We start from the raw sequence: 21,736 nt of genomic DNA, 5'->3' as shown, positions 1-21,736 counted from the left end.
CCGGCACCCCGCAGGGCCTGCAGGGCCGGTGAACAGCTGGCAGACCGCCACCGACAGGCGGGCGTTCGCCTGCCCTTGTCGGGCTCGTCACCCGGCACGAGGCGGCCGGGCTCGGACAGGATCATGGCGGCGGATGCGTCTCAGCGACGCTGGCCCTTCAGCCGCTGTCCGTTCTGCAGCAGCACTGCCGCCACGACCCGGCCGGCCGCATCGCGCTCGAACTCGACCACGGCATCGACCGCGCTCACCTCGAGGCGATCCGGTCCGCTGGCCGCGGCGGGAATCGCCGGCTGCCCGGTGCCGCGGACCATGAGGCGCCCGCCCTGCTCCAGCACACGCAGACTGAATTGCGGCGTCAGGGCGTATTCGCCGAGCCAGTCGGCCCAGGCGGGATTGCCAGCGGGCAGGGCATTGACGGCGTCTGTGGCCATGGGAGGCCGAATGCGCACGGCCTCGGAGGTGCCACCTCCCTGGCGCCACGCAAGACCTGACACCGCCCCGTCCGGCCCCGCATCGCGCAGCGGCGTCAGCAGCGCGCTGAAGCCCTCAGGGTAGAAGTCGCCCGCAGAGTCCTGGTGCAGCTCGAAGGCGGCTTGACCTTCGGCCTGGGCCATCAAACGCTCGCCCTCGGCCGACCAGATCCGGAGCCTGAGAGCACCGAGCCGGTACTCGCCGGCCAGGGACTGCCGCTGCGCCTCCGTCGTGGAAACGGCCCGGCGAGGCCCGCTCACCGGCCAGTCCAGGCCCAGCAGCGCAAGGCCAAGATCGCCCAGCCCGCCCAGATCGGCCAGGCTGGTGTCCGCCAGCAGCACCACGGCACGCCCGCCGGGCCGGTCCACCCCGATGAACGAGGAAAAGCCCCCCGTGCCGCCCTCATGCAGCAGCAGTTCCCGGCCCTGCACGGCCTGGCGCATCCAGTTCATGCCGAAACCGTGGGCGAGTGGCTGCCCGGTCAGAGCCAGGCGTCTGACCACCGGCTCGGGCCCTTCGCCCAGCGCTGCCTGGGCATAGCGCGTCATGTCAGCCAGGCTGGCCTTGACCATGCCCACGCCGGCCAGATTCGGGGTGATGGTCCAGCCCGGCGCGCGCCGGCCGTCGCTCGCATGGCCGGGCGCCAGCGGCGCAGTGGGGCCAGGCACGATGAAGGCCTGCATCGACAGCGGCTTGAAGAGCTGCTCCCTCAGCGTCGCTTCCAGATCGCCGCCCGTGCTGCGCGCCACCGCCAGCGACAGGACCATCATGCCGAAATTGGAGTAGGCGGCTTGTTCACCGATGGGCGAAGCGAGGGTCGTGCGACCCAGTGCCTCAAGCAGGCCGGCCTCCGTCAGCGCGGCATACGGATCGGCCGGGTTGCGCAGAGGCATGCCCGGGGGCAGGGCAGGCAGTCCGGCGCTGTGGGTGAGGAGGTCGCGCACGAGGATCTGCCGATCGCCCTGCCGCGGCACAGGCGTGCCCTCGGGCAGGTGGCGGGCGATGGGGTCGTCCAGCGACCACCGCCCCGACTGGATCAGCCCGGCAACGAGAGTGGCTGTCATGGTCTTGCTGATGGAACCAATCTCCAGGGCTGCCTCCCAGGCAGGCGGTCCATCCTCCCGTGTGCCGGCACACACGCGGGCACGTCGCACCTGCTGTCGCTCTATCACGGCCGCGAGCACGCAGGCCCCCGTTCGATCACCCAGGAGGCGCTCCGCTAGTGGACGAACGACCTCGGCGTCTCCCTGCTCCGACGCAGGGGCTGTCTCTGCCGCGCGAGCCCGTGATGCGACTGCAGCCACCAGGCAGATGCTGACCGCCGCCAGGACGGTCGCCGTTTGCTTTCTCATGTGATGCTCCCAGGAATCGATCAGATTTGTTGAGCTGCTGGCTCGGCGAGCGCGTCCAGCTCATCCAGTTGCCGCTGCAGCCGCGAAGCGCTCCAGCGATTCACCAGGACGATGGCCGAGAACACCAGGGCAATGCAGACATTGGCCAGCGTGCCATGCGCGAATGCCGGCGAATCAGCCAGCTCGGTCTCCACGCCCCAGCGAAACACGACGACGCCTGGAATGAAGGGCGCCACATACCAGCGCCACACGTCCCGCAGCGCATCGCGCTGGCGGGCCAGTTCCGCGCGGTGAAAGTCCAGGCTGGCAATCCCCAGGCCCGGCCCGGGCGGCTGGCGGGAGGCCCCCCGGCGGTGCAGCTCAAAGAGCACGAACAGCGCCCCCAGCATGACCAGCACGCTGCCTGCACGCATGAGCAGTCCGGTGAACTCCACGATGTAGTAGCCAAAGCCGCCCAGCACGAAGAGGCCTGCGCCGTACTCGAGCAGGTTGCGCAGCCGGACTTGCCGCTGGAAGCGCGCGGCCCGCCGATGGATGTCCTGCAAAGGCATGGTGAAGGCATCCGTGCTCTGGGACTTCCAGAGAGTCTTGAGGTCGTTGTCAGTCATGGCTGAGGTCTCCTGGTCTGGAGTTGCGAGGCCAGCAAGGCCTTGAGGCGGTGCACTTTGGTGGCCACGTTGCGGGCCGACAGGCCGGTCACCTCCGCGATGGCCTGGGCGCTCAGGTCCTCCAGGTACAGCAGCATCACCTGGCGGTCCACCGCCGGCAGGCGGTGGACCAGGGCGAGAACCCGCCGGAGGTCGAGCTGGCGGTCGACGGCACCCATGTCGGCTCGCTCGTCGGGCACCTCGCTGGCGTCATCAAGCGCCAGCGCGCCCCGGTCCACCGTGCGCTGGCTGCGGTGGACATGAGAGGCGCCCACGTTGTGCGCCACCCGGTAAACCCAGGTGCGTAGCGAACACTGCCCCTCGAATCCCGCGAAGCTCTGCCAGAGCGCGACATGGATCTCCTGCAGCAGCTCGCGCCGACGGGCCGGGTTGAGCTCGTAGCCGCCGGCAAAACGCTCGATATCGCCGCCATAGCTTGCTGCCGCCTCCCTGTAGCACTGGTTCTGCCTGTCGATTGTTGGGTCCATCAATGGCCATTCTGTGGTCGTGTCTGAAGCAGGTAGTCCCCGTCGCGCGGACTTTCTTACAAGAGCCCGCCTCTTCTGGGGTGCCGCCGGTCACACACCCCTCCGGGGGGCGCTGGCCTGCCAAAACCCGTCCTCATCTGGTGGATACTCTCATCCGCGGTCGCCCCGACCGCATTGCCTGGAGCCTGGAGGGTCATCATGGGTTTGATGGATTTCATCAAGAAACAATTCATTGACGTCCTGCAATGGACGGAGGACGGGGACGGCACCCTGGCCTGGCGCTATCCCATGCAGGACTTCGAAATCCAGTACGGCGCCCAGCTGGTGGTGCGCGAGTCGCAGCTGGCGGTCTTCGTCAACGAAGGCAAGGTGGCAGACGTCTTCGGCCCCGGCACCTACAAGCTCAGCACGCAGACCCTGCCCCTGCTGACCAATCTGAAGAACTGGGACAAGCTCTTCGAGTCCCCGTTCAAGAGCGACGTCTACTTCTTCAGCAGCCGCCAGCAGATCGACCAGCGCTGGGGCACGCCGCAGCCCGTCACCATCCGTGACAAGGACTTCGGCGCCGTGCGCCTGCGCGCCTTCGGTAACTACGCCTACCGCATCGCCGACCCGAAGCGCTTCCACCAGGAGATCTCCGGCACCCGCGAGCGCTACACCGCCCAGGAGCTGGACGGCCAGCTGCGCGGCACCATCCTGCAGCACATCAGCGACGCCGTCGCCCAGAGCGGCATCCCCTTCCTGGACCTGGCGGCCAACCAGGTCGAGTTCGCCTCTCAGTTGCAGGCCGCCACGGCGCCAGCCTTCGAGAATCTGGGCCTGAAGCTGGAATCGGTCACGCTGCAGAGCGTGTCCCTGCCCGAGGAGCTGCAGAAGATCCTCGACCAGAAGATCGGCATGGGCATGATCGGCCAGAACATGGGCCAGTTCATGCAGTACCAGACTGCTCAGGCCATCCCCAAGCTCGCCGAAGGTGTGGGCCAGGGCGGTGGCGGCATCGCGGGCGATGCCATGGGCCTGGGGGCAGGTCTTGCCCTGGGCCAGACCCTGGCCCAGCAGATGGCCGCAGGCCTGGCCGCGCAGCCCCCGCAGGCCGCCCAGCCTGTGGCGGCGGCGCCGGTGGCACAGAGTGCGGACGACATCATGTCCCTGCTTGAAAAGCTGGGCGAGCTGAAGGCCAAGGGCATCCTCACCGAGGAAGAGTTCGCGGCCAAGAAGGCCGACCTGCTGAAGAAGCTGGGCTGAGGCCCTCGCTGCGTCGACCCACCCTGCATGCAGCGTCCAGGGCCGCCGGCCCAGGGCGCGCATGCCCAGCCTGAGCACGCGTGGCAAGCACATCCCCCCAGCGCCGCTGGCAAGCAGCCTGTCCCAACTGCGGAGCGCCCGTCGAGTTCGCCTCGGCGGCGTCGCACAGCGCCGTCTGCAGCTACTGCCGCGCCACGCTGCTGCGTGAAGGCGAGGCCCTGCGCAAGATCGGCCAGAGCGCCGAGCTCTTCGAGGACTACTCCCCCCTGCGCTTGGGCGCCAGCGGCAAGTACCAGGGCGAGCCCTTCACCGTGTTGGGCCGCATCCAGCTGCGCACGGAAGAGGCCAGCTGGAACGAGTGGCACATCCTTTTCGGCCACGGGCGCAGCGCCTGGCTCTCGGAGGACAACGGCGCCTTCGTGATCGGCTTCGAGCTGCCGCTGTCCGAGGCTGCGCCCCTGGCGGGCAATGTCACCGTCGGCTCGCCGCTGACCCTGGGCGGCTCGCGCTGGGAAGTCGCCTCCAAGGTGGACGCCACCGTGCTGGCCTGCGAAGGCGAGCTGCCACGTCCGCCCGAGCTGCTCAAGAGCTACTGGGTGGTGGAGTTGCGCAGTGCCAAGGGCGAGGTCGGCAGCCTGGAGTACAGCCAGCCCCAGGCCCCGGTCTGGACCGTCGGGCGCAGCGTGCGCCTGGCCGACCTGGCCCTGAGCGGCCTGCGCGAGGAGAGCAGCAAGACGCTCAGCGGCAAGTCCCTGCCCTGCCCGGGCTGCGGCGCCTCGCTGACACCCCGCCTGGACAGCACGCAGTCCATCGTCTGCGCGCAGTGCCATACCGTCACCGACATCTCCAAGGGCGTCGGCGGCGACCTGGGCCACTACGCCCAGGAAAACGGCATGGAGCCGCTGATCCCCATGGGCAGCAGCGGCAAGCTGGCCCTGATGGGCGGCACGCCCCAGGAATGGCAGGTCGTGGGCTATATGGAGCGCTGCGACCTGCCCCAGGGTCAGGACGAGGAACAGACCTTCTGGCGCGAATACCTGCTCTTCAACCGCCTGGAGGGCTTCGCCTTCCTGGTGGACACCGAGGACGGCTGGAGCGTGGTGCGCCCGATCACCGGGGCCCCCACGTCCGACAAGGGCGGCGCCGTCAGCTGGCAAGACAAGCGCTTTGCCCGGCGCTGGCAGTACACCGCCCTCATCACCTACGTGCTGGGCGAGTTCTACTGGCGCGTGAAGCGCGGCGAGAAGTGCCTGGTCACCGATTACGAGTACCGCGCCGGCAGCCGCACCGAGCTGCTCAGCCGCGAGCAGACCGGCAAAGAACTCACCTGGAGCCACGGCCGCAAGCTGGACGCCGACGAGGTGATCAAGGGCTTCGCCCTGTCCCCCGAGAAGCGCGCCGCCTTCACCCGCGACGCCGGCGTGCGCGCCAGCGGCGATGCCCACGGCCTCTTCGCCAAGATCATCCTCGGCGCCTTCATGCTGCTGGTGCTGCTGCTGCTCTTCCGGGCCTGCAGCAGCGATGATTGCCAGTCCTACAAGGACAGCTACGGCGAGAACAGCACCGAGTACCAGGCCTGCAAGCGCAATGGCGGCGTACGCTACAACGGCGGCTCAGGTGGATCCTGGGGCGGCTACAGCAGCGGCGGCGGCGGGCACAAATGAGTCCCGCAGGGATCACAGCGAACACTGGAAAGGCGACCACCTCATGAATGGCTTCGAATACCTCAAGCCCGGCATCGTGCTGGGATCCATCCTCTACGCCATCGTCGGCGTGCTGGTGTTCTGGATCAGCTTCGTCATCATCGACAAGCTCACCCCCTACAAGCTCTGGGAAGAGATCGTCGAGCACAAGAACATGGCCCTGGCCGTGGTGGTGGCGGCCATGTGCATCTCCATCGGGCAGATCGTGGCGGCGGCCATCCATGGATGAGGGCGGGCCGCGTTGAAGCTGCTGCAGGACCCTCTGCCCTGGTTGGACGCCATGGCCGCGCTGGACGAACGCACGCTGCGCACCCACACCGAGGCGGCGGGCAAGACCTGGCACGGCGGGCAGCACCGCGCGCAGCTGGAGGCCTCCCTGCCCGGCGCCCGCTTCCTGGGCCTCGCCCGCGATCGCGCCCTGCTGGCCTACGTGCTGCTGCGCCCCCTGCCTGAGACAGAAGGCAGGGACTGGTTCGTGGGCATGATCAACAGCGACCCGATGCACCGCGGCGCCGCCCTGTGGCGCCGGCTGTTCGCGGCCATCGCGGCCCTCCTTCAGGCCGAGGGTGTGCAGGGGCTGCACAGCCACGTCTACAAGACCAACGCCGCCTCGCTGGCCCTGCACCGCCGGCTGGGCTTCGCGACCGCGCGGGAGAGCGCGCAGGCACTGGCCTTGCGCATCGACACCGCCATGCTTCTGGACCACCCCATGCTGAGGCGGATCGCCCAGCCCGCCTGAATCCCGCGCCCACCGCAGTCCCCATGCTTTTCATCGTCCGATTCCATGACCGCGAGGAGGCCCTGCCTCTGCGCCACGAGCACATGCAAGCCCACCTCGACTGGCTGGCCGCGCATGCCGATCAGGTGCGCGTCGCCGGATCGCTGCGCGAAGATCCGGTTCTGCCGCCCCTCGGCGCGCTGTGGGTCGTCGAGGCGCCCAGCCGCGAGGCCGTCCAGGCCCTGATCGCCGCCGATCCCTTCGCGCAGGCCGGCCTGCGTGCACGCTGGGAAATCCTGCACTGGTCCAAGGCCTTCCCGGGCCAGAGCGCGACGATCTGACATGAACCAGGCGCCCCTCGACGAGCCGCTGCCCGCCGTCCAGCGCATCAGCCTGCAGGAGCTGCTGCTGCTGGCCAGTGTCTTCGTGATCGCCGCCTGCGGCCTGGTCTACGAGCTGGCCGCAGGCGCCCTGGCCAGCTACCTGATGGGCGACTCGGTGCTGCAGTTCAGCACCATCATCGGCTGCTATCTCTTCGCCATGGGCCTGGGGTCCTGGCTCTCGCGCTTCGTGGAGCGCCAGCTGGTGGCGCAGTTCCTGCGCATCGAGCTGCTGGTGGGCGTGATCGGCGGGCTCATGCCGGCCGGCCTCTTCCTGGCCCACAGCTGGCTGCCGCCCTCCGAGCTGCTCGTCTTCCGCAGCCTGCTCTACGGCCTGGTGCTGCTGGTGGGCATCCTGGTGGGCCTGGAGATCCCGCTGGTGATGCGCATCATCAAACGCCAGGTGCGCCAGCGCTATGCGCTCAAGGATCTGGTCTCGCAGGTGCTGACCTTCGACTACCTGGGGGCGCTGGTCGTGGCCCTGGCCTTCCCGCTGCTGCTGGTGCCCCAGCTGGGCCTGGTGCGCACGGGCCTGGTCTTCGGCCTGCTCAACGTGGCCGTGGCCTGCTGGGCGCTGTGGATGTTCCGCGGCGAGCTGCGCGGCTGGCGTCAGCATGCCCTGGCCTGCGCGGGCTCCGCCCTGCTGCTGTTGGCCGGCCTGGCCGGCGCCGACCGCCTCACCACCTGGGCCGAGGACCGCTTCTACGGCGAGCACATCCTGATCAAGGAAAGCAGCGCCTACCAGCGCATCGTCGTCACGCAGGGCAAGGCCGGCGTGCGGCTCTTCCTCAACGGCAATCTGCAGTTCCACTCCAAGGACGAGTACCGCTACCACGAGGCCCTGGTCCATCCTGCCATGGCCGCTCACGGCGCGCCGCGCCGGGTGCTGGTGCTGGGCGGCGGCGACGGCATGGCAGTGCGCGAGATCCTGCGCTACCCCTCGGTGCTCTCGGTCACGCTGGTGGAGCTGGACCCGCACATGACGCGGCTGTTCTCCTCCCTTCCCCTGCTGCGCAGCCTCAACCAGGACGCCCTGCGCAACCCCAAGCTGAGGGTGGTCAATGCCGACGCCTTCGGCTGGCTGGAGCAGCACGAGGAGCGCTTCGACGTCATCGTGATCGACTTCCCCGACCCCAGCAACTTCGCCCTGGGCAAGCTCTACACCACCAGCTTCTACCAGCTGATAGACCAGCACCTGGACGCTGGCGGCTATGCCGTGGTGCAGACCACCTCGCCGCTCATCGCGCGCCGCAGCTTCTGGACCGTGGTGAACACGCTGGAGTCGGTGGGGCTGTCCACCACGCCCTACCACGCGCACGTGCCCAGCTTCGGCGAGTGGGGCTTCGTCATGGCCTCGCGCCGCCCCTGGGCCGTGCCGCGAGGCCTGCCGCCGGGCCTGCGCTTCCTCACGCTGGACAGCCTGCCTACGATGATGAGCTTCCCTGGGGACATGGGCCGGGTCGAGACCGAGGTCAACCGCCTGTCCAACCAGGCCCTGGTACGCGAGTTCGAGGCCGAGTGGGGCAAGGTGCACTGACCATGCGCCGCCGCGAGCTGCTGGCCACGCTGGGCGCCTCATCCACCGCCTGGGCCGCGTCAATGCTGATGGGTGGCTGCACGGCCCGCGAGCAGCCGCCCCTGCAAGGCGCCTGGGTGGGCGCCCATGCGGACCGCGGGCACCTGCTGCGCGAGGCGGGCACGCGCGATCGCCTGATGCGCGCCGCTCGCGAGGCCGTGCCGCGGCGTACTGACACCCTCATCGTCGGCGGTGGGGTGTCAGGTCTTGCCTGCGCCCGCCGACTGGCCCAGGCCGGCCGCGACTTCGCCCTGCTGGAGCTGGAAGACGAGGCCGGCGGCAATGCGCGCGGACACCGCATGGGTGGGCAGGCTTGCCCGCTGGGGGCGCATTACCTGCCCACGCCCGGTCCACAGGCACCTGAAGTCGCGCAACTGCTGGAGGAGCTGGGCGTCAGCCGTCAGCTGAGCGGGCGCACGGTCTACGAGGAGCGGTTCCTGTGCCACAGCCCACAGGAGCGCCTCTTCTTCGAGGGCCAGTGGCACGAGGGCTTGTTGCCGCCGGCCCAGGGCACGGCCACTCGCCAGCAGTACCGGCGCTTCGCGCAGGCCGTGTCGCAAGCCCAGACCCTGGGCTTTGCCATGCCATCGCACCGCGCGCCCTGGACGCCCGCCCATGCCGCACTGGATGCGCAAACCTTCGCCCGCTGGCTGGATGCTCAGGGCCTGGATGACGCGCAGCTGCGCTGGTACCTGGACTACTGCTGCCGCGACGACTACGGCGCCGGCGCCGACACCGTCAGCGCCTGGGCCGGTCTGCACTACTTCGCCAGCCGCCACGGCTTTCACGGCGGCGACTCGCAGGCGGGCGACGACGAACGCGATGCCGTGCTGACCTGGCCCGAAGGCAATGCCTGGCTGACCCGGCAGATGGCCCGCCCCCTGGCCGAGCGTCTGCAGACCGGCCGACTGGTGCTGCGCGTCGAACAGGGCCGGCAGCAGACCGAGGTGCTGGTCTGGAACGCGGCCTCGCAAGCCGGCGAGCGCTGGCAGGCCCAGCAGATGGTGATGGCCACCCCCCTGTTCGTGGCCGCCCGCCTGCTGGACGACGCACCGCCAGCCCTGCGCGAGGCCGTCGCCCTGCAGCCGCACGCGCCCTGGCTGGTGGCCAATCTGCAGCTCGCCGCCCCGTTGCTGGAGCGCAGCGGGGCCGGGCTCAGCTGGGACAACGTGATCTACGGCAGCGAGCAACTGGGCTATGTGGACGCCGGCCACCAGCGACTGGATCCCACGCCAGGGCCAACGGTGCTGACGACCTACTGGGCGCTGCCCCAGTCGCAGCGCCCGGCGCTGCTGGCATCGCCCTGGAGCGCCTGGGCGCAGGAACTGTTGGCGCCCATGCTGGACGTGCATCCGGACCTGGCGGGCAAGCTGCAACGCATGGACCTCATGCGCTGGGGCCATGCCATGAGCATCCCGGTGCCCGGCCTGCGCGGCAGCGCGGCCCTGAAGGCCCTGCGCCAGCCCCAGGGTCGCCTGCATTTCGCGCACAGCGACCTGGCCGCCTACTCGGTCTTCGAGGAGGCCTTCGTCGCAGGCTGGCATGTGGCCGGCCGCCTGCTGGGATCGCTTTGATGTCCGCCCCGGGCCGGCCAGAACGCCTTGCCGCCTCCCCAGCCCCCTGACCGGAGCGGCTGCGCCGCAGCGCTGAACTGCAGCGTGACACCAACAGGCTTTGCCCCAGGCCTGCCAATTCTGAACGGAGACAGGTGGCGAGGCGCCCCCATTGGCTTGCGGGCACCACATTGGGGGTAGGCTTGCCGTCCTGATGGAGACGGCATCTTGTTCACGCTGAAGAGTCCCCCAGCACCCGGCCCGGCGGCAGCCACCAAGGGTTCGCCTGCGGCGCAGCCGCAAGGCATGACCATGCGCACCGCCTTGCTGGGCGTGGTCGCCCTGCCCATGCTGGCACTGGTCATCTCGCTGGGCTACGACACCCATCAGCAATACAAGGCCAACCTGGCCGCCGCCTATCGCCAGGCCGGGGCCGCGAAGCTGCTGTATGGCGCACAGACCGAGCTCTTCCTGGCGCAGGCGGAACGCATGCTGAGCCGCCTGGCCGAGCGCCCTGGCATCAGCGCCCTGGACAGGACGCGCTGCGACCCCGTCATGGGCGAGCTGATGCAATTCCAGCCGGCCTATGCCAATGTGCTCACGCTGGATGCAGCGGGGCAGCTGGTCTGCAGCGCGACAAGCCTGCTCCCGGGGCGCACTGCCGGGCCGGATCCGCGCTTCTACTTCAATGAAGTGCTGCGCAGTGGCCGCTTCACCGTGGGCAAGCCCGCCCAGGGCTTCATTACCGGGCGCTGGGTGTCCACCCTGGCCTATCCCATCCGGCGCGAGGACGGCGCCATCAGCGGTGTCGTCGGTCTCGCCGTAGATCTGGCCAACTACCGGCCGCTGCTGCCCGCAGGCACCGTCCCGCCCAAGTCCTTCGTCGGCATGATCAACAGCGACGGCGTCGTGATCGCGCGCTCCGAACGGGCCGAGGAGCGCGTCGGCAAGCCCGCCCACCCCGAGACCTCATCCCGCATGCTCCGCGAGCGCGAAGGCGTGATGGCCGCGCCGGACTTCGAGGGCATCCCGCGCCTGTTCTCCTTCAGCCCCGTGCCCCGCAGCGACTGGATCGTCTTCGTGGCCCTTGATGAAGCCACCGTGATGGCGCCGGTGGTGCAACTGGCCTGGCAGCGCCTGGGCTTCATTGCCAGCCTGCTGTTGCTGGTCGGCCTGGTCACACTGCAGCTGACACGCCGCATCGCGCGCCCCGTGGAGGCCATCTCCCGCACCATGGCCGCCGTGGGAGCTGGCGCGATCGACGAGCGCGCCGAGCCGGCCGGGCCTGCCGAGTTGCGGGCCATCGCCCGGGAGCTCAACGCCATGCTGGACGCGCGCATGCATGCCGACGCCCGGCTGCGCCAGAGCGAGGAGCGCTTCCGCATCGCCTTTCGCACCAGTCCAGACGCGCTGTGCATCACCCAGCTGAGCACCGGCCGATTCATCGAGGTCAACGACAGCTTCCAGCCCTTGACCGGCTGGCCGCGTGAAAGCCTGGCCGGCAAGACGGTGCACGACATCCGGCTGTGGCGCCACCCCGAGGACCGACAGCGCCTCATCCAGCCGCTCATGAAGACGGGCACCTGCAGCAATATGGAAGCCGAGTTCACGGCCCGTGACGGCCGCGTGTGGACCGGCCTGATCTCGGCCCAGCTCATCAGCCTGGATGGCGTGCCCTGCATCCTCTCCATCACCCGCGACATCAGCGAACGCAAGGCCTCGGAGGAGCGCATCCACAGCCTGTCATTCTCCGACCCGCTGACCGGCCTGCCCAACCGGCGCCTGTTCATGGACCGGCTGCAGCAGGCCATGATCGGCTGCCAGCGCCACCACCGCCTGGGTGCCCTGCTGTACGTGGACTTGGACGACTTCAAGACCGTCAACGAGGCCCTGGGGCATGACCAGGGGGACCTGCTGCTGCAGGAGGTGGCTCGCCGCCTGAGCCAGTGCGTGCAGGAGGGCGACACGGCAGCGCGGCTGGGTGGGGACGAGTTCGCCATCGTGCTGGACGAGTTCAGCGGACAGCGCGAGGAGACCGCCTCCCATGCAGAGGCCGTCGCCGAGAAGTTGCTGCTGGCGCTCAAGCAGCCCTATCTGCTGGGTGGGTCCACCCAGCACCGCACGGCCAGCGTGGGTATTGCGCTGTTCGGGCACCCGTCCGACGGTGCCACCGAAGCACCGACCGAGCCACTGCGCCGCGCCGAGCTGGCCATGTACCAGGCCAAGGCGGCCGGGCGCAACACCCTGCAGTTCTTCGACCCGCAGATGCAGTCGGTGGTCAGCGCCCGCGCGGCCCTGGAAGCAGGCCTGCGCGAGGCCATCGAGCAGCAGCAGTTCCAGCTTTTCTACCAACCCCAGGTGAACGCCCAGGGCCGGGTCGTGGGCGCCGAGGCCCTGGTGCGCTGGCTGGACCCGCGCCGCGGCATGATCTCGCCGGCGGAATTCATCCCGCTGGCCGAGTCCTCCGGACTCATCCTGCCTCTGGGCCAATGGGTACTGGAGACCGCCTGCGCGCAGCTGGCGCGCTGGCGCACGATGCCGGGGCTGTCGCAGCTGAGCCTGTCGGTCAACGTCAGTGCGCGCCAGTTTGGCGAGAGCGACTTCGTCGAACAGGTCATGACCACGCTCATGCGCAGCGGCGCCCGCGCCCAGACGCTGAAGCTGGAGATGACCGAGAGCATGCTGGCCACCAACATCGAGGACGTGACCGCCAAGATGAACGCGCTCAAGGGCCTGGGCCTGGGCTTCTCGCTGGACGATTTCGGGACGGGCTACTCCTCGCTGTCCTACCTCAAGCGGCTGCCGCTGGACCAGCTCAAGATCGACCAAGGCTTTGTACGCGACATCCTGGTCGACCCCAACGATGCCGCCATCGCCAAAATGGTCGTTGCCCTGGCTGACAGCATGGGCTTGACCGTGATCGCCGAAGGCGTGGAGACCGCGGCGCAGCGCGAAGCCCTGATGGCCCTGGGCTGCGTGCATTACCAGGGCTATCTCTTCAGCCGCCCGGCGCCGGCATCAGAATTCGAGGCCTGGGTGATGGCCCGAGCCACGGACTCGCCCACCTGAAGCACGGCCTGCGCGCCGCCCCCGCCCCTGGCCCCGATTTCCCGCATCACCATGAACCGACTCCATGCCCAGCGGCAACGCCTTTTCCTCCCACACGGCACCACGCCAGAGGGCGCCGTGCCCACGCTGCAGGCGGCCGACGGCCGCACGCGCGCCTTGCTGATCGAGCTGTCCCGCCCGGCGAGCTGGTCGACGCTGGCACCGGTCTGGCAGGGCGTCCAGCAGGAACTGGCCTTGCCGGCTCCTGCCATTGCCATATCGGGGCGTGACGGCTATCAGCTGTGGTTTCCGATGGCAGAGCCCATCGAAGCGCAACAGGGCCTCGCTTTCCTGCAGGCCTTGTGCCTGCGCTACCTGCCGGACGTCCCGCCGCCTCGTCTGCACCTGCAGGCCGGAGAGACATGCAGCAGCGGGGAGGCCGCCCCGCGGCAGGTCATCGCCCTGCCACCACAGGCGCAGGCCGAGCCGGATCGCTGGTCCGCCTTCGTGAGCGCTGACCTCGCCCCCGTCTTCGGCGACAGCCCCTGGCTCGACATGGCCCCCGGGCCCGATGCACAGGCCGACGTGCTGGCCAGCGTGGCGCCGATTCCCCCAGGCGCCCTGGCGGACGCACTGTCCAGGCTGGCACCAGCACCAGCACCAGCACCAGCACCAGCACCCGCACTCCCCACCAGCCCCAGCACGGTGGCCAAGGCCCCAGGAGCGCTCCCTTCGAGCGGCTCGCCCAGCACCTCCGAAGACCCCAGGGCAGCAGCCACCGCCTTCCTGATGCAGGTCATGCGCGACGGCACCGCACCGCTGGCGCAGCGCATCGAGGCGGCCCGAGCGCTGCTGGGCGCCGGGCGCTAGCCTGTACGCCAGAGTTCAGATCACGCGGTTCAGCATGTCGACCTGGGGCTGGAGCAGGCCATCCAGCCGGATGACGGTCTCCAGCGGCTGGTGCTCATCCCACACAACGCCGCAGTTGTAGGACAAGGGCGTGCCGTTGACCTTCTGCTGGTAGGTGATGTCCCCGCCACCGGGCCCACGGATGCCCAGGGCCCAGTGGTCCCAGCCGTGCCAGCTGCTGGTCTTCATCACCAGGGTGTAGACATCCGAGCCGTCGTCGTCCAGCACGGTATGTCCGTTGACACAGGCCGTGAGCTTCAGCAGCGCCACGCGGCAGGCGTCCTGGGAAGCCTGCACCCCCGCCAGGGCGGCATCGATGTGCTCGGCGAGTGTCTGGTGGTAGGGCACGGTCTGCTCGAAGATCTGGTCCGTGGTCGCGAAGAAGTACGGATTCAGGCCGATCGGCTCCTGCTGGTCGTTGTATCGGAACGCGCCTTGAGGCGAGTTGTAGATCGTGACCGCCGTGTAGGCGTTGTCGGCGTGCTCGTACTCCCCCGTCAGCGCCCACCCCCAGCAGGCAGCGTTCACGAAGGGGGCATTGTTCGAGGTGGGGACGATGGCGCCATCGCGCGGGTGCTCGCCCCCCTGGGGCGCCAGCAGGGCGCGTTGTGCATTGCTCAGTTCAGGCATGAAGGCTCTCCAGTGAGTCAAGAAGAGAGCCCATGCTGAAGCGGCTCAGACACCCCTGCAATGACAGCCCATGACAGCGCAGGCGCCGGATCTACAAGTGATGCCAGGAATGTAATGTCTGACAGATCCCCCCTCGCCCTGCCGGCGTTAACGTGCGGCTCCTTCTCGAACCGGCGCACTTACGCAATCCGTTAGTGCTCCTGGCCCCCGCATGACTCAAGGAACACCGGATTCCACGTGGCCAAGCTCAGCAATTGCGCCAGCGGACGCAGCATCTACCTCCGCGCCCAGCATGTCTTCGGGCGAGATCCCTTGTCGGACACCCTGCTCGACAGCCCTGGCGCCTCTCGCCTGCACGCAGCCATCCACTGGACTGGTCAGCGCTGGGAACTGCGGGACCTCAGCCGCCACGGCAGCCTGGTCGACGGCGTCCGCGTGCCGCCGGGCTGCCCGGTGCCCTTGCGCCAGGGCAGCCTGCTGAGCTTCACGGCAGACGCCGGCCAGCGCTGGCGTGTCGAGGACCTCTCAGGCCCGACCCCCATGCTGCTGCCCCTGGACGGCGGCGTGCCCGTGCTGCTGGGCGGCACGAATCCCCTGCCGCAGGAGCTACAGGAGACGCTGCATCTCGTGCTCGGCGAGCAGGGTCAGTGGCTCTGCTGCCATGCACGAGGAGCGCAGCCTCTGTCCGATGGTGAGGAGGTGCGCATGGGCGGCCGGCGCTGGTGCTTCGTGTCTGGCACGGACCCCCACGTCACCCCAGGCAGCCTCAGCGAAAGCATCGGGCTGGAAGGGCCCACCGCGCTGGAGCTCCGGGTCAGCCTGGATGAGGAGCACGCCTGGCTCAAGCTCCATCACTTCGGCCATGTCCTGGATCTGGGTGAGCGCAGCCACCACTACACCCTGCTGACACTGGCCCGCATGCGGATGCAGGACGCGGAACGCGGCGTCAGCAGCGAGGCCCAGGGATGGGTGGAGCACGGCCGGCTCGCGTCCATGCTCGGGATTGACGGACCCCACCTGAACATCCAGCTCTTCCGCCTGCGCCAGCAGATTGCACAGGCCGTTCCGCACCCGCTGGAGCCTCCGACGCTGGTCGAGCGGCGACGCGGCGCGCTTCGCCTGCAGGCACTGCCCTGCCGGGTGCACCGGGGGCAGACGCTGCAGGGCAGCTACGAACCCTGGCGCCAGCCCCAGACCCCGCCGTGGGCGGACGCCCGGTCGAGCTGATGCGCAGCCCGCCTCTCGGTGCATCCGGACCCTCTGCCCTCGGGCGTCAGCGGCTATGAGTCGCTCGAATTCCTCGGGCGCGGTGGCTCTGCCACCGTCTACAAGGCTCGCCAGACCAGCACTGGGCAGTATGTGGCCCTCAAGTTCCCGCGCGGCATGCCGGCGGCCGCCCAAGCCCGCCCGCCGGACCTCCCCCAAGAGGCCCTGCATCGGGAGGCCCGGCTGTGTGCGACGCTGCATCACCCGCATGTCGTGCGGCTGATGGATCTCGGGACCGCAGACAGCGGCCATCCCTTCTGTGTCTTCGAATATGTCCCGGGAGCGCCGTTGTCCGAATACCTGAGGCGCCAGGGGCCGCTCTCGCTGCGCACGGCGGCCTCACTGATGGGCCGCGTGCTGGACGTGCTCAGCTGGCTGCATCGGCAAAGGATCTCTCACGGTGATCTCAAGCCTCAGAACATCATGGTGTTCTCAAGCGGCAGCAGCCTGCATCCCAAGGTGCTGGACTTCGGCACCGCCGGACACGCGAAAGACCGCACGGCGCCATGGCAAGGCACGCCGGCCTACAGCGCACCGGAACGCCTGCTCGGACAGCCGCCATCGCCCACGGCGGACCTCTACGCCTGGGGACTGGTGTTTGCCGAATGCCTGCTGGGGCGCCCTGTGCTCGAGGGCATGAGCGCTGAGGAAGCGCGCCGCTGGCAGCTTGGCAATGCCCCGGTGGTGCTGCCGGCAGCCCTGGAGCGGCACCCGCTGGGGGCCCTGCTGCGGCGCACGCTGGAAAAGGACTGCACCCGCCGCAGCCACGATGCCGCGGCGCTTTATCGCGACTTGCGCAGGCTGCCCATGGCGCCCGGCAGCACGAGGCGCCTACGGACCCGGGCCGGCCGAGCGCTCGCAGCCCCGACGGAAACCTCGACCGACACGCCGCAGCAGACGGCCGCCCGGCGGCAGGTGGCTCTGTGCGCGCACCTCCAGATCATGGCGCCGGCGGGCGACTGGGATCTCGGCACCCTCAACAGCCAGCGCAGCGAACTCCTGCACTGGTGCGAGAGCGTCCTTCGCCGCGGCGGAGCCCAGCCCGCTGGCACGCTGGGTGACCGCTGCCTCTTCCACGTGAGCGACGGCACGAGCCCGGAATCCAGCATGGCACGGGCGATCGATGCCATGCTGAACCTGGCCACGGCCGCTGTCCGGCGCGGGCACCTCATGGCCGCCGGGCAGCGCCTGGAACTGCACCTAGGCGCCGCCGTCTGCGTCGTGGACAAAGACCTGGCGCCAGACCAGGCCTGGCGACTCGCCCTCAACAAGGCCCTGCTTCTGGCAGGCAAGGCGCCCCATGGCGCCGTGCTGCTGCCGGCGCAGGACTGTCGACACCTGGAGGCCAGCTCGGGTGTGCAGGGCGTGCAGGCCGTGGAGGTCGAGGGCCTGCACGCCTGCCGGCTGGAGCGACGCTGAGGCCGCCCCTGCCTCAGCGCCAGAACGCTTGGCCAAACTGCTGCTTCGCATCCTGGGGGGTAATGCCTGACAGATCGCAGTGGGTGGCATTGCCCGGCCTGGAAGCCTGCAGGAGGCGTGCGCTCTTGACCGGCGCACTGTCGATCACGCAGTAGGCGGTGAGATGCGGCGCGAGGTTCACGACCAGCGCCGGGACGGTGGTACCGGGCCCGCAGTTCACGCTGGCACCTTCCAGGCGCCCCGCCTGGCTGACTGGCTCCTTGCTGAAGTCGCATTGCCGCCCGGTCGGGTCACCCGGATTGGCCGTGGCCGGCCTGGGGCCGAGGTTCACGCCGCGGACCACGGGGCCGCTGGTCACCGGCTTGGTGCCGTCGGCCTGCGCAGCAGCACACAGCAGCAGTGCGAGGACGGGGGCCAGGGAAGAGACGATGGATGGACGCATGATTTCTCCTTGAGTGGTTCAGAGTCGCCCGAAGACCGGGCCCAGTCAGCGTAGGCCATGGCGCTGACTTGTGACATTACTCTTCATGACAAGGCACCGACACCAGACCCTGCACCCAGTCATAAGAGCAGGGATGCCAGCGAGACCCCTGCGTGGCCTTGGCGCTGGTGTTGCCGGGATGCACACGCGCCACATAGAGCTCCACTGCCGGGTTGACCGCCACCTGCTCGGCGGACGCCTTCCACACGAAGGCGTTGTCCTCGCCAATGTTGAGATCGGGAAAGGGCGTGGCCCGCCAGTAGGACCGCCGATAGCACAGCGTGCCACCGCAGACCCAGTGGGTGCGACCGTCCCAGCGGTACTGCCAGGCCTCGGCGCTTTCCGGACGCCAGAAATAGACGCGGTCCAGGCCACAGAGATCGGCCCCGCTGCCTGTCAGCAGCCGGACCTGGGACGACAGCCAGGCGGGCGATCGCCAGTCATCGTCGTCCCAGTGAGCGATCAGCTCGCCACGCGCCAGTTCGCAGGCGATGTTGCGCTTGGCACCGACGCTGCGGCGCTGTTCCAGCCGGATGTAGCGGATGTCGGGCCGCGACGGCACGAGGTCCTCCACGGGATCGGTGCCGTCATCGACGATGAGCAGCTCGCGCTGCGGATACTGCTGAGCCAGGAAGTCGCGGATGGCCTGGGGCACGAAGGCACGCCGGTTGGCAGTGGGCATGATGCAGCTCACGAAGGGCTGCCGCTGCAGTGCCGCCTCCACGGCGGTGGGCGGAAAGTAGAAGGGGAGGTCCTTCGCCATGCAGGACGGCGCCTCCACCCGCGACCACTCACGCTCCTGCAGGTAGCTGCCGGCCCGGAACTTCCAGGTGTTGCCGGGGTGGCGGACGTACACGCATAGTTCGCGTCCCGGCAGCCGGCACAGGCGCGCACCGGCGGCCATCACCTGTTCCATGAAATCGGCGTCCTCGCGCAGTGACGTGGGGGGATAGCGCCCATGGTGCAGCCACAGCCGCCGCCAGTAGACCAGCGTGCCGCCGCTCACGTTCTCCACGAACAGGCGCCGGAACAGCGCCGGACTGGCCTGCCACCACTCCCCCGAGGCCAGGGCCATGAAAAGCAGGTCGTTCAGGCCGGTGATGTCGGCGATGCCCTGCAGCAAGGGCGCCACCTGGCGGCTCAGGCGCCCATCGGCATACCAGTCGTCGTCGTCCCAGTGGGCCACCACCTCGCCGCGGGCCAGGCGCACGGCCTCGTTGCGCTTGGCCCCGATGCTGCTGCCCAGGGGGACACGCAGGCAGCGGATGCGCGCATCCGCCAGCTCATGCGCCGGAGGCAGGTCCTCCTCGTCCTCGTACACGATGAGCAGCTCGCGTCGGGGCCAGTCCTGGCGGCAGAAGTAGGCGATCGACTGAGCCACGTAGCGGGCGCGTCCCCGGGTGGGCATGATGCAGCTGACCAGCGGGGTGGCGGCCAGCGGCGTCACGCGCCGCTCGCCAGCGGGTCCGGGAAGCGGCACGGCCGGCGGCATCAGCGCCGGGCGGGCGAAGTGCTCGCAGCGGTCGCCCGCGCAATGTGCGTGGTAGGGACCCAAGGCGCCCGTGGCATCCGGCTGCGGGGCGCCCATCGGCCCGCCCGGCACGCGCAATGCGCAGAACCGGTCCTGGTAGCGCTGCTTGCTGCGCTCCAGGCCCTCGGCCTCGCGCTGCTGACGCTCGGCCGTCATCGGAGCCCGGTGCACATAGGCGGCTGGCACCCACACGCCGGCAAAGCCGGCCCGCGCCGCACGGATGTTGTAGTCCATCTCCCAGCAGGGCCCGGTCCCGTAGCCTTCGTCGGCGGCGCCCACGGCCTCCACCACCTCGCGCCGGACGACGTAGCAGAAGTCGGACAGGCTGTGCAGCGGCGCCAGCGGCACCAGCGGCGGCGCAGGCGCACCAGACCCGTCTTCGCTGGTGTGCAGGGCCGGCAGGCGCTCTGGCTGCGCCATGGCCGCCAGTGGCAGGGGCGCACGGCTGGCCCGTCGGTAGAGGGAGAGCGAGGGCGGCGCCACCCGTGCCGGCGGCGCGGCGCGGGTCTCGGCCCTGGCCGCAGCGTGCGAGGGGCCGGCCTGCTCGTTCCAGCCCCAATTGGTGGAGGGGCCGGCCAGCCCTATCGCGGGATCGCCGTCGAGGGCCTCAAGAAGCCTCGCCAGCCACCCCGGCGCTGGCCGGGCGCCTGCCTCCAGCAGGACATAGACGTCCGCCGGCTCCGCAATCAGACGATTGAACGCCGCCGCATCGCCCGCGCCCGGCGCGACCCACAGCTGGAGCACACCCGGACAGCTGTCGAGCTGCCGCTGCAGGGGGGCGAGCTGTGACGCGGACCGCGGCGCCGCCAGGAGACACAGGCGAAATGGTGTGGCGGTGCACTCGTGAACGGCGTGCAGGGTGGCCTGCACCTCCTGCTGCGGCGAGTGAACCAGCACCCCCAGCAGGACGCGACCATGCTCCGCCATCCCGATCTCCCCTGCGCACTCACGTTCACCAGACGGTCTCGGCGGCAGGGCCCGATGCCGTGCCGGGAAACTCCACTGCGTTGCCTTGGAACTGGAAGCCGGGCACGTCGATGCGGCACCACACAGCCCCGGCGAAGGGGTTGCTGCCATTGCCCAGCTCCATGCGGATCTGGACAGGCCGACCCTGGCTGTCCTGGGTCTGCAGGATGAGCGGGAGGAAGTACTGGTTGCCCATGAAGTCCAGGGTGCGGCTGGTGATCTCGCACAGCACGTTTGAGAACTGACCCGAGGGCCCGTAGATCAGCAAGAAGGTGAAGGTCCAGTCGTCGCTGGCACGCCAGACCAGCCGGACCGTGCTGCCGGCCACCGTCTGCGCAGGAGGCACGGCCTGGGCCGGATAGACCTGGATCTCTCCTGCACCCGAAGCGTACAGGCTGGCGACCGGCACCGCCTGCCCGGAGACCATCAGGTCGGCGTCAGGCACGGGCGCACTGGCCTGCTGGCCGGCCGTCGCCAGCGGCGGCTGCCATTGGGCCAGCGTGGCGTGCCGGGTGTCGCGATAGCCATCGCAGTTGAAGGCCCAACCGCCGTACTCGCAGACGATGCTGGCCGGCTGCAGGCTCATGCCGCATGACGGCACCAGCTGCAGCTGCACCATCGCGTCGCCCGGCAGCTGTGGCGAGCGCTGCAACCTTTGCACTGTGTCCCGGTGGTCAAGGCAGATGTCCAGGGCCCAGGTGATGCCCTGCAGCTGGAAGATGCCCGCGCCGTCGTAGTTGATCTTCTGCTGCTCGCGGCCCGGCCCCGAGACACGGGCGGGCGCCAGCGGGTCGACCTGCCCGAGCAGCAGTCCGCCCGGCACCGGCGTACTGCTCACGAAGTCGATGCCGGACTTCAGCTCCTTCATCACCACGCGCGCCCCGGTGTCGCCCTGCCCGCCCACGCCACCTTGCTGCACCAGGCTGAAGTTGTAGATCTCACGGGAAGGCATCCCGGGCTGCTGAACCGCCAGCAGCGAACTGCCCACGATCGTGCCAAAGACGAACACCCAGTCGTCCCACTGGGCCGCGCTGGCGCTCGCCTGCAGCTGCTGGATGACGCGCTGGACCTCGTCCATCTCGTAGGCGCCGGTCGGTCCGCGGAAGAAGAACTCCGGGGCCATGAAGACCTTCAGCGTCGTGCCGGCAGCCTCCGGGGGCGAGGTCTGCGGCAGCAGCGCGAACGCCGTGTCCATGGCCCGCTGCATCAGCGCGCAGCGGGCATCGACATCGAGCGAAGGCGTCGACAGCCCGAGGTAGGTCTCGCTGCCGTCCGGATTGAGTTGCGGCGCCGTGTCCAGCACATAGCCGATGAATTGAACCTGCGTGTATGCCATGGGATGCTCCTGGTGAA

18 protein-coding genes are annotated in these 21,736 nt (G+C 69.3%); 11 read left to right on the top strand and 7 right to left on the bottom strand.

Annotation, left to right across the window (positions count from 1 at the left end; translation table 11 throughout):
- Positions 1 to 140 precede the first annotated feature (140 nt).
- Genes ACS5PK_RS11170 through ACS5PK_RS11160 form a run of 3 tightly spaced genes read right to left on the bottom strand, consistent with a single transcriptional unit; the run spans position 141 to position 2,958 of the window.
- Positions 141 to 1,823 carry a serine hydrolase domain-containing protein gene (locus ACS5PK_RS11170; protein WP_439440306.1) on the bottom strand — a complete coding sequence of 561 codons (1,683 nt, stop codon included), beginning with the start codon at positions 1,821 to 1,823 and terminating at the stop codon, positions 141 to 143.
- 20 nt (positions 1,824 to 1,843) lie between these two features.
- The gene (locus ACS5PK_RS11165) at positions 1,844 to 2,431 is read right to left on the bottom strand and encodes a hypothetical protein (RefSeq protein WP_439440305.1); all 588 of its coding nucleotides are present in this window, start codon (positions 2,429 to 2,431) and stop codon (positions 1,844 to 1,846) included.
- Positions 2,428 to 2,958 (bottom strand): RNA polymerase sigma factor, encoded by a 531-nt coding sequence (locus tag ACS5PK_RS11160; protein ID WP_439440304.1) that lies wholly within the window; start codon positions 2,956 to 2,958, stop codon positions 2,428 to 2,430. Before ACS5PK_RS11160 ends, ACS5PK_RS11165 begins: the two co-directional genes overlap by 4 nt.
- 198 nt (positions 2,959 to 3,156) lie before the next feature.
- On the opposite strand from ACS5PK_RS11160, the gene ACS5PK_RS11155 reads away from it, so the two are divergent.
- The 9 genes from ACS5PK_RS11155 to ACS5PK_RS11115 all read left to right on the top strand — a co-directional run bounded on the left by ACS5PK_RS11155 (position 3,157) and on the right by ACS5PK_RS11115 (position 14,051).
- Positions 3,157 to 4,203 (top strand): SPFH domain-containing protein, encoded by a 1,047-nt coding sequence (locus ACS5PK_RS11155; protein WP_439440303.1) that lies wholly within the window; start codon positions 3,157 to 3,159, stop codon positions 4,201 to 4,203.
- 80 nt (positions 4,204 to 4,283) lie between these two features.
- A complete protein-coding gene (locus ACS5PK_RS11150) occupies positions 4,284 to 5,867 on the top strand; it encodes a DUF4178 domain-containing protein (protein WP_439440302.1) in 1,584 nt (527 codons plus the stop codon).
- A 43-nt stretch (positions 5,868 to 5,910) separates the two neighbouring features.
- A complete protein-coding gene (locus ACS5PK_RS11145) occupies positions 5,911 to 6,135 on the top strand; it encodes a DUF350 domain-containing protein (RefSeq protein ID WP_269629857.1) in 225 nt (74 codons plus the stop codon).
- Positions 6,136 to 6,147: 12 nt separating this feature from the next.
- Positions 6,148 to 6,645 (top strand): GNAT family N-acetyltransferase, encoded by a 498-nt coding sequence (locus ACS5PK_RS11140; RefSeq protein ID WP_439440301.1) that lies wholly within the window; start codon positions 6,148 to 6,150, stop codon positions 6,643 to 6,645.
- A gap of 23 nt (positions 6,646 to 6,668) precedes the next feature.
- On the top strand, positions 6,669 to 6,965 hold the full coding sequence (locus tag ACS5PK_RS11135) for a YciI family protein (protein ID WP_439440300.1): 297 nt from the start codon (positions 6,669 to 6,671) through the stop codon (positions 6,963 to 6,965).
- Between the two features lies 1 nt (position 6,966).
- Positions 6,967 to 8,541, top strand: coding sequence for a polyamine aminopropyltransferase (locus ACS5PK_RS11130; protein WP_439440299.1), 1,575 nt, complete (start codon positions 6,967 to 6,969; stop codon positions 8,539 to 8,541).
- Between the two features lie 2 nt (positions 8,542 to 8,543).
- Positions 8,544 to 10,154, top strand: a complete 1,611-nt coding sequence (locus tag ACS5PK_RS11125; protein ID WP_439440298.1) for a flavin monoamine oxidase family protein — start codon at positions 8,544 to 8,546, stop codon at positions 10,152 to 10,154.
- A gap of 285 nt (positions 10,155 to 10,439) precedes the next feature.
- Positions 10,440 to 13,202, top strand: coding sequence for a bifunctional diguanylate cyclase/phosphodiesterase (locus tag ACS5PK_RS11120; RefSeq protein ID WP_439440297.1), 2,763 nt, complete (start codon positions 10,440 to 10,442; stop codon positions 13,200 to 13,202).
- Between the two features lie 51 nt (positions 13,203 to 13,253).
- Complete coding sequence (locus ACS5PK_RS11115) at positions 13,254 to 14,051, top strand: hypothetical protein (protein ID WP_439440296.1); 798 nt, start codon at positions 13,254 to 13,256, stop codon at positions 14,049 to 14,051.
- 15 nt (positions 14,052 to 14,066) lie between these two features.
- On the opposite strand, the gene ACS5PK_RS11110 is transcribed toward ACS5PK_RS11115, so the two are convergent.
- Positions 14,067 to 14,720 carry a hypothetical protein gene (locus ACS5PK_RS11110; RefSeq protein WP_439440295.1) on the bottom strand — a complete coding sequence of 218 codons (654 nt, stop codon included), beginning with the start codon at positions 14,718 to 14,720 and terminating at the stop codon, positions 14,067 to 14,069.
- A 237-nt stretch (positions 14,721 to 14,957) separates the two neighbouring features.
- Between ACS5PK_RS11110 and ACS5PK_RS11105 the strand changes: the two genes are divergently transcribed.
- Both ACS5PK_RS11105 and ACS5PK_RS11100 read left to right on the top strand, forming a co-directional pair.
- Positions 14,958 to 15,947, top strand: a complete 990-nt coding sequence (locus ACS5PK_RS11105; protein ID WP_439440294.1) for an FHA domain-containing protein — start codon at positions 14,958 to 14,960, stop codon at positions 15,945 to 15,947.
- Positions 15,948 to 15,965: 18 nt separating this feature from the next.
- On the top strand, positions 15,966 to 17,405 hold the full coding sequence (locus tag ACS5PK_RS11100) for a serine/threonine-protein kinase (RefSeq protein ID WP_439440293.1): 1,440 nt from the start codon (positions 15,966 to 15,968) through the stop codon (positions 17,403 to 17,405).
- Between the two features lie 13 nt (positions 17,406 to 17,418).
- Here ACS5PK_RS11100 and ACS5PK_RS11095 read toward each other — a convergent pair whose 3' ends face one another.
- The 3 genes from ACS5PK_RS11095 to ACS5PK_RS11085 all read right to left on the bottom strand — a co-directional run bounded on the left by ACS5PK_RS11095 (position 17,419) and on the right by ACS5PK_RS11085 (position 21,719).
- On the bottom strand, positions 17,419 to 17,847 hold the full coding sequence (locus ACS5PK_RS11095; protein ID WP_439440292.1) for a hypothetical protein: 429 nt from the start codon (positions 17,845 to 17,847) through the stop codon (positions 17,419 to 17,421).
- A 76-nt stretch (positions 17,848 to 17,923) separates the two neighbouring features.
- Positions 17,924 to 20,344 (bottom strand): glycosyltransferase, encoded by a 2,421-nt coding sequence (locus tag ACS5PK_RS11090; RefSeq protein WP_439440291.1) that lies wholly within the window; start codon positions 20,342 to 20,344, stop codon positions 17,924 to 17,926.
- Between the two features lie 25 nt (positions 20,345 to 20,369).
- Positions 20,370 to 21,719, bottom strand: a complete 1,350-nt coding sequence (locus tag ACS5PK_RS11085; protein ID WP_439440290.1) for a hypothetical protein — start codon at positions 21,717 to 21,719, stop codon at positions 20,370 to 20,372.
- Between the last annotated feature and the right edge of the window lie 17 nt (positions 21,720 to 21,736).

Origin of the sequence: Roseateles sp. DB2, assembly GCF_051857535.1 — a bacterium.
In the GTDB taxonomy this organism is placed as follows: Bacteria; Pseudomonadota; Gammaproteobacteria; order Burkholderiales; family Burkholderiaceae_C; genus Roseateles_B.
Note: the sequence above shows the minus strand (reverse complement) of the source record. Positions and strands in the feature narration are given on the sequence as shown.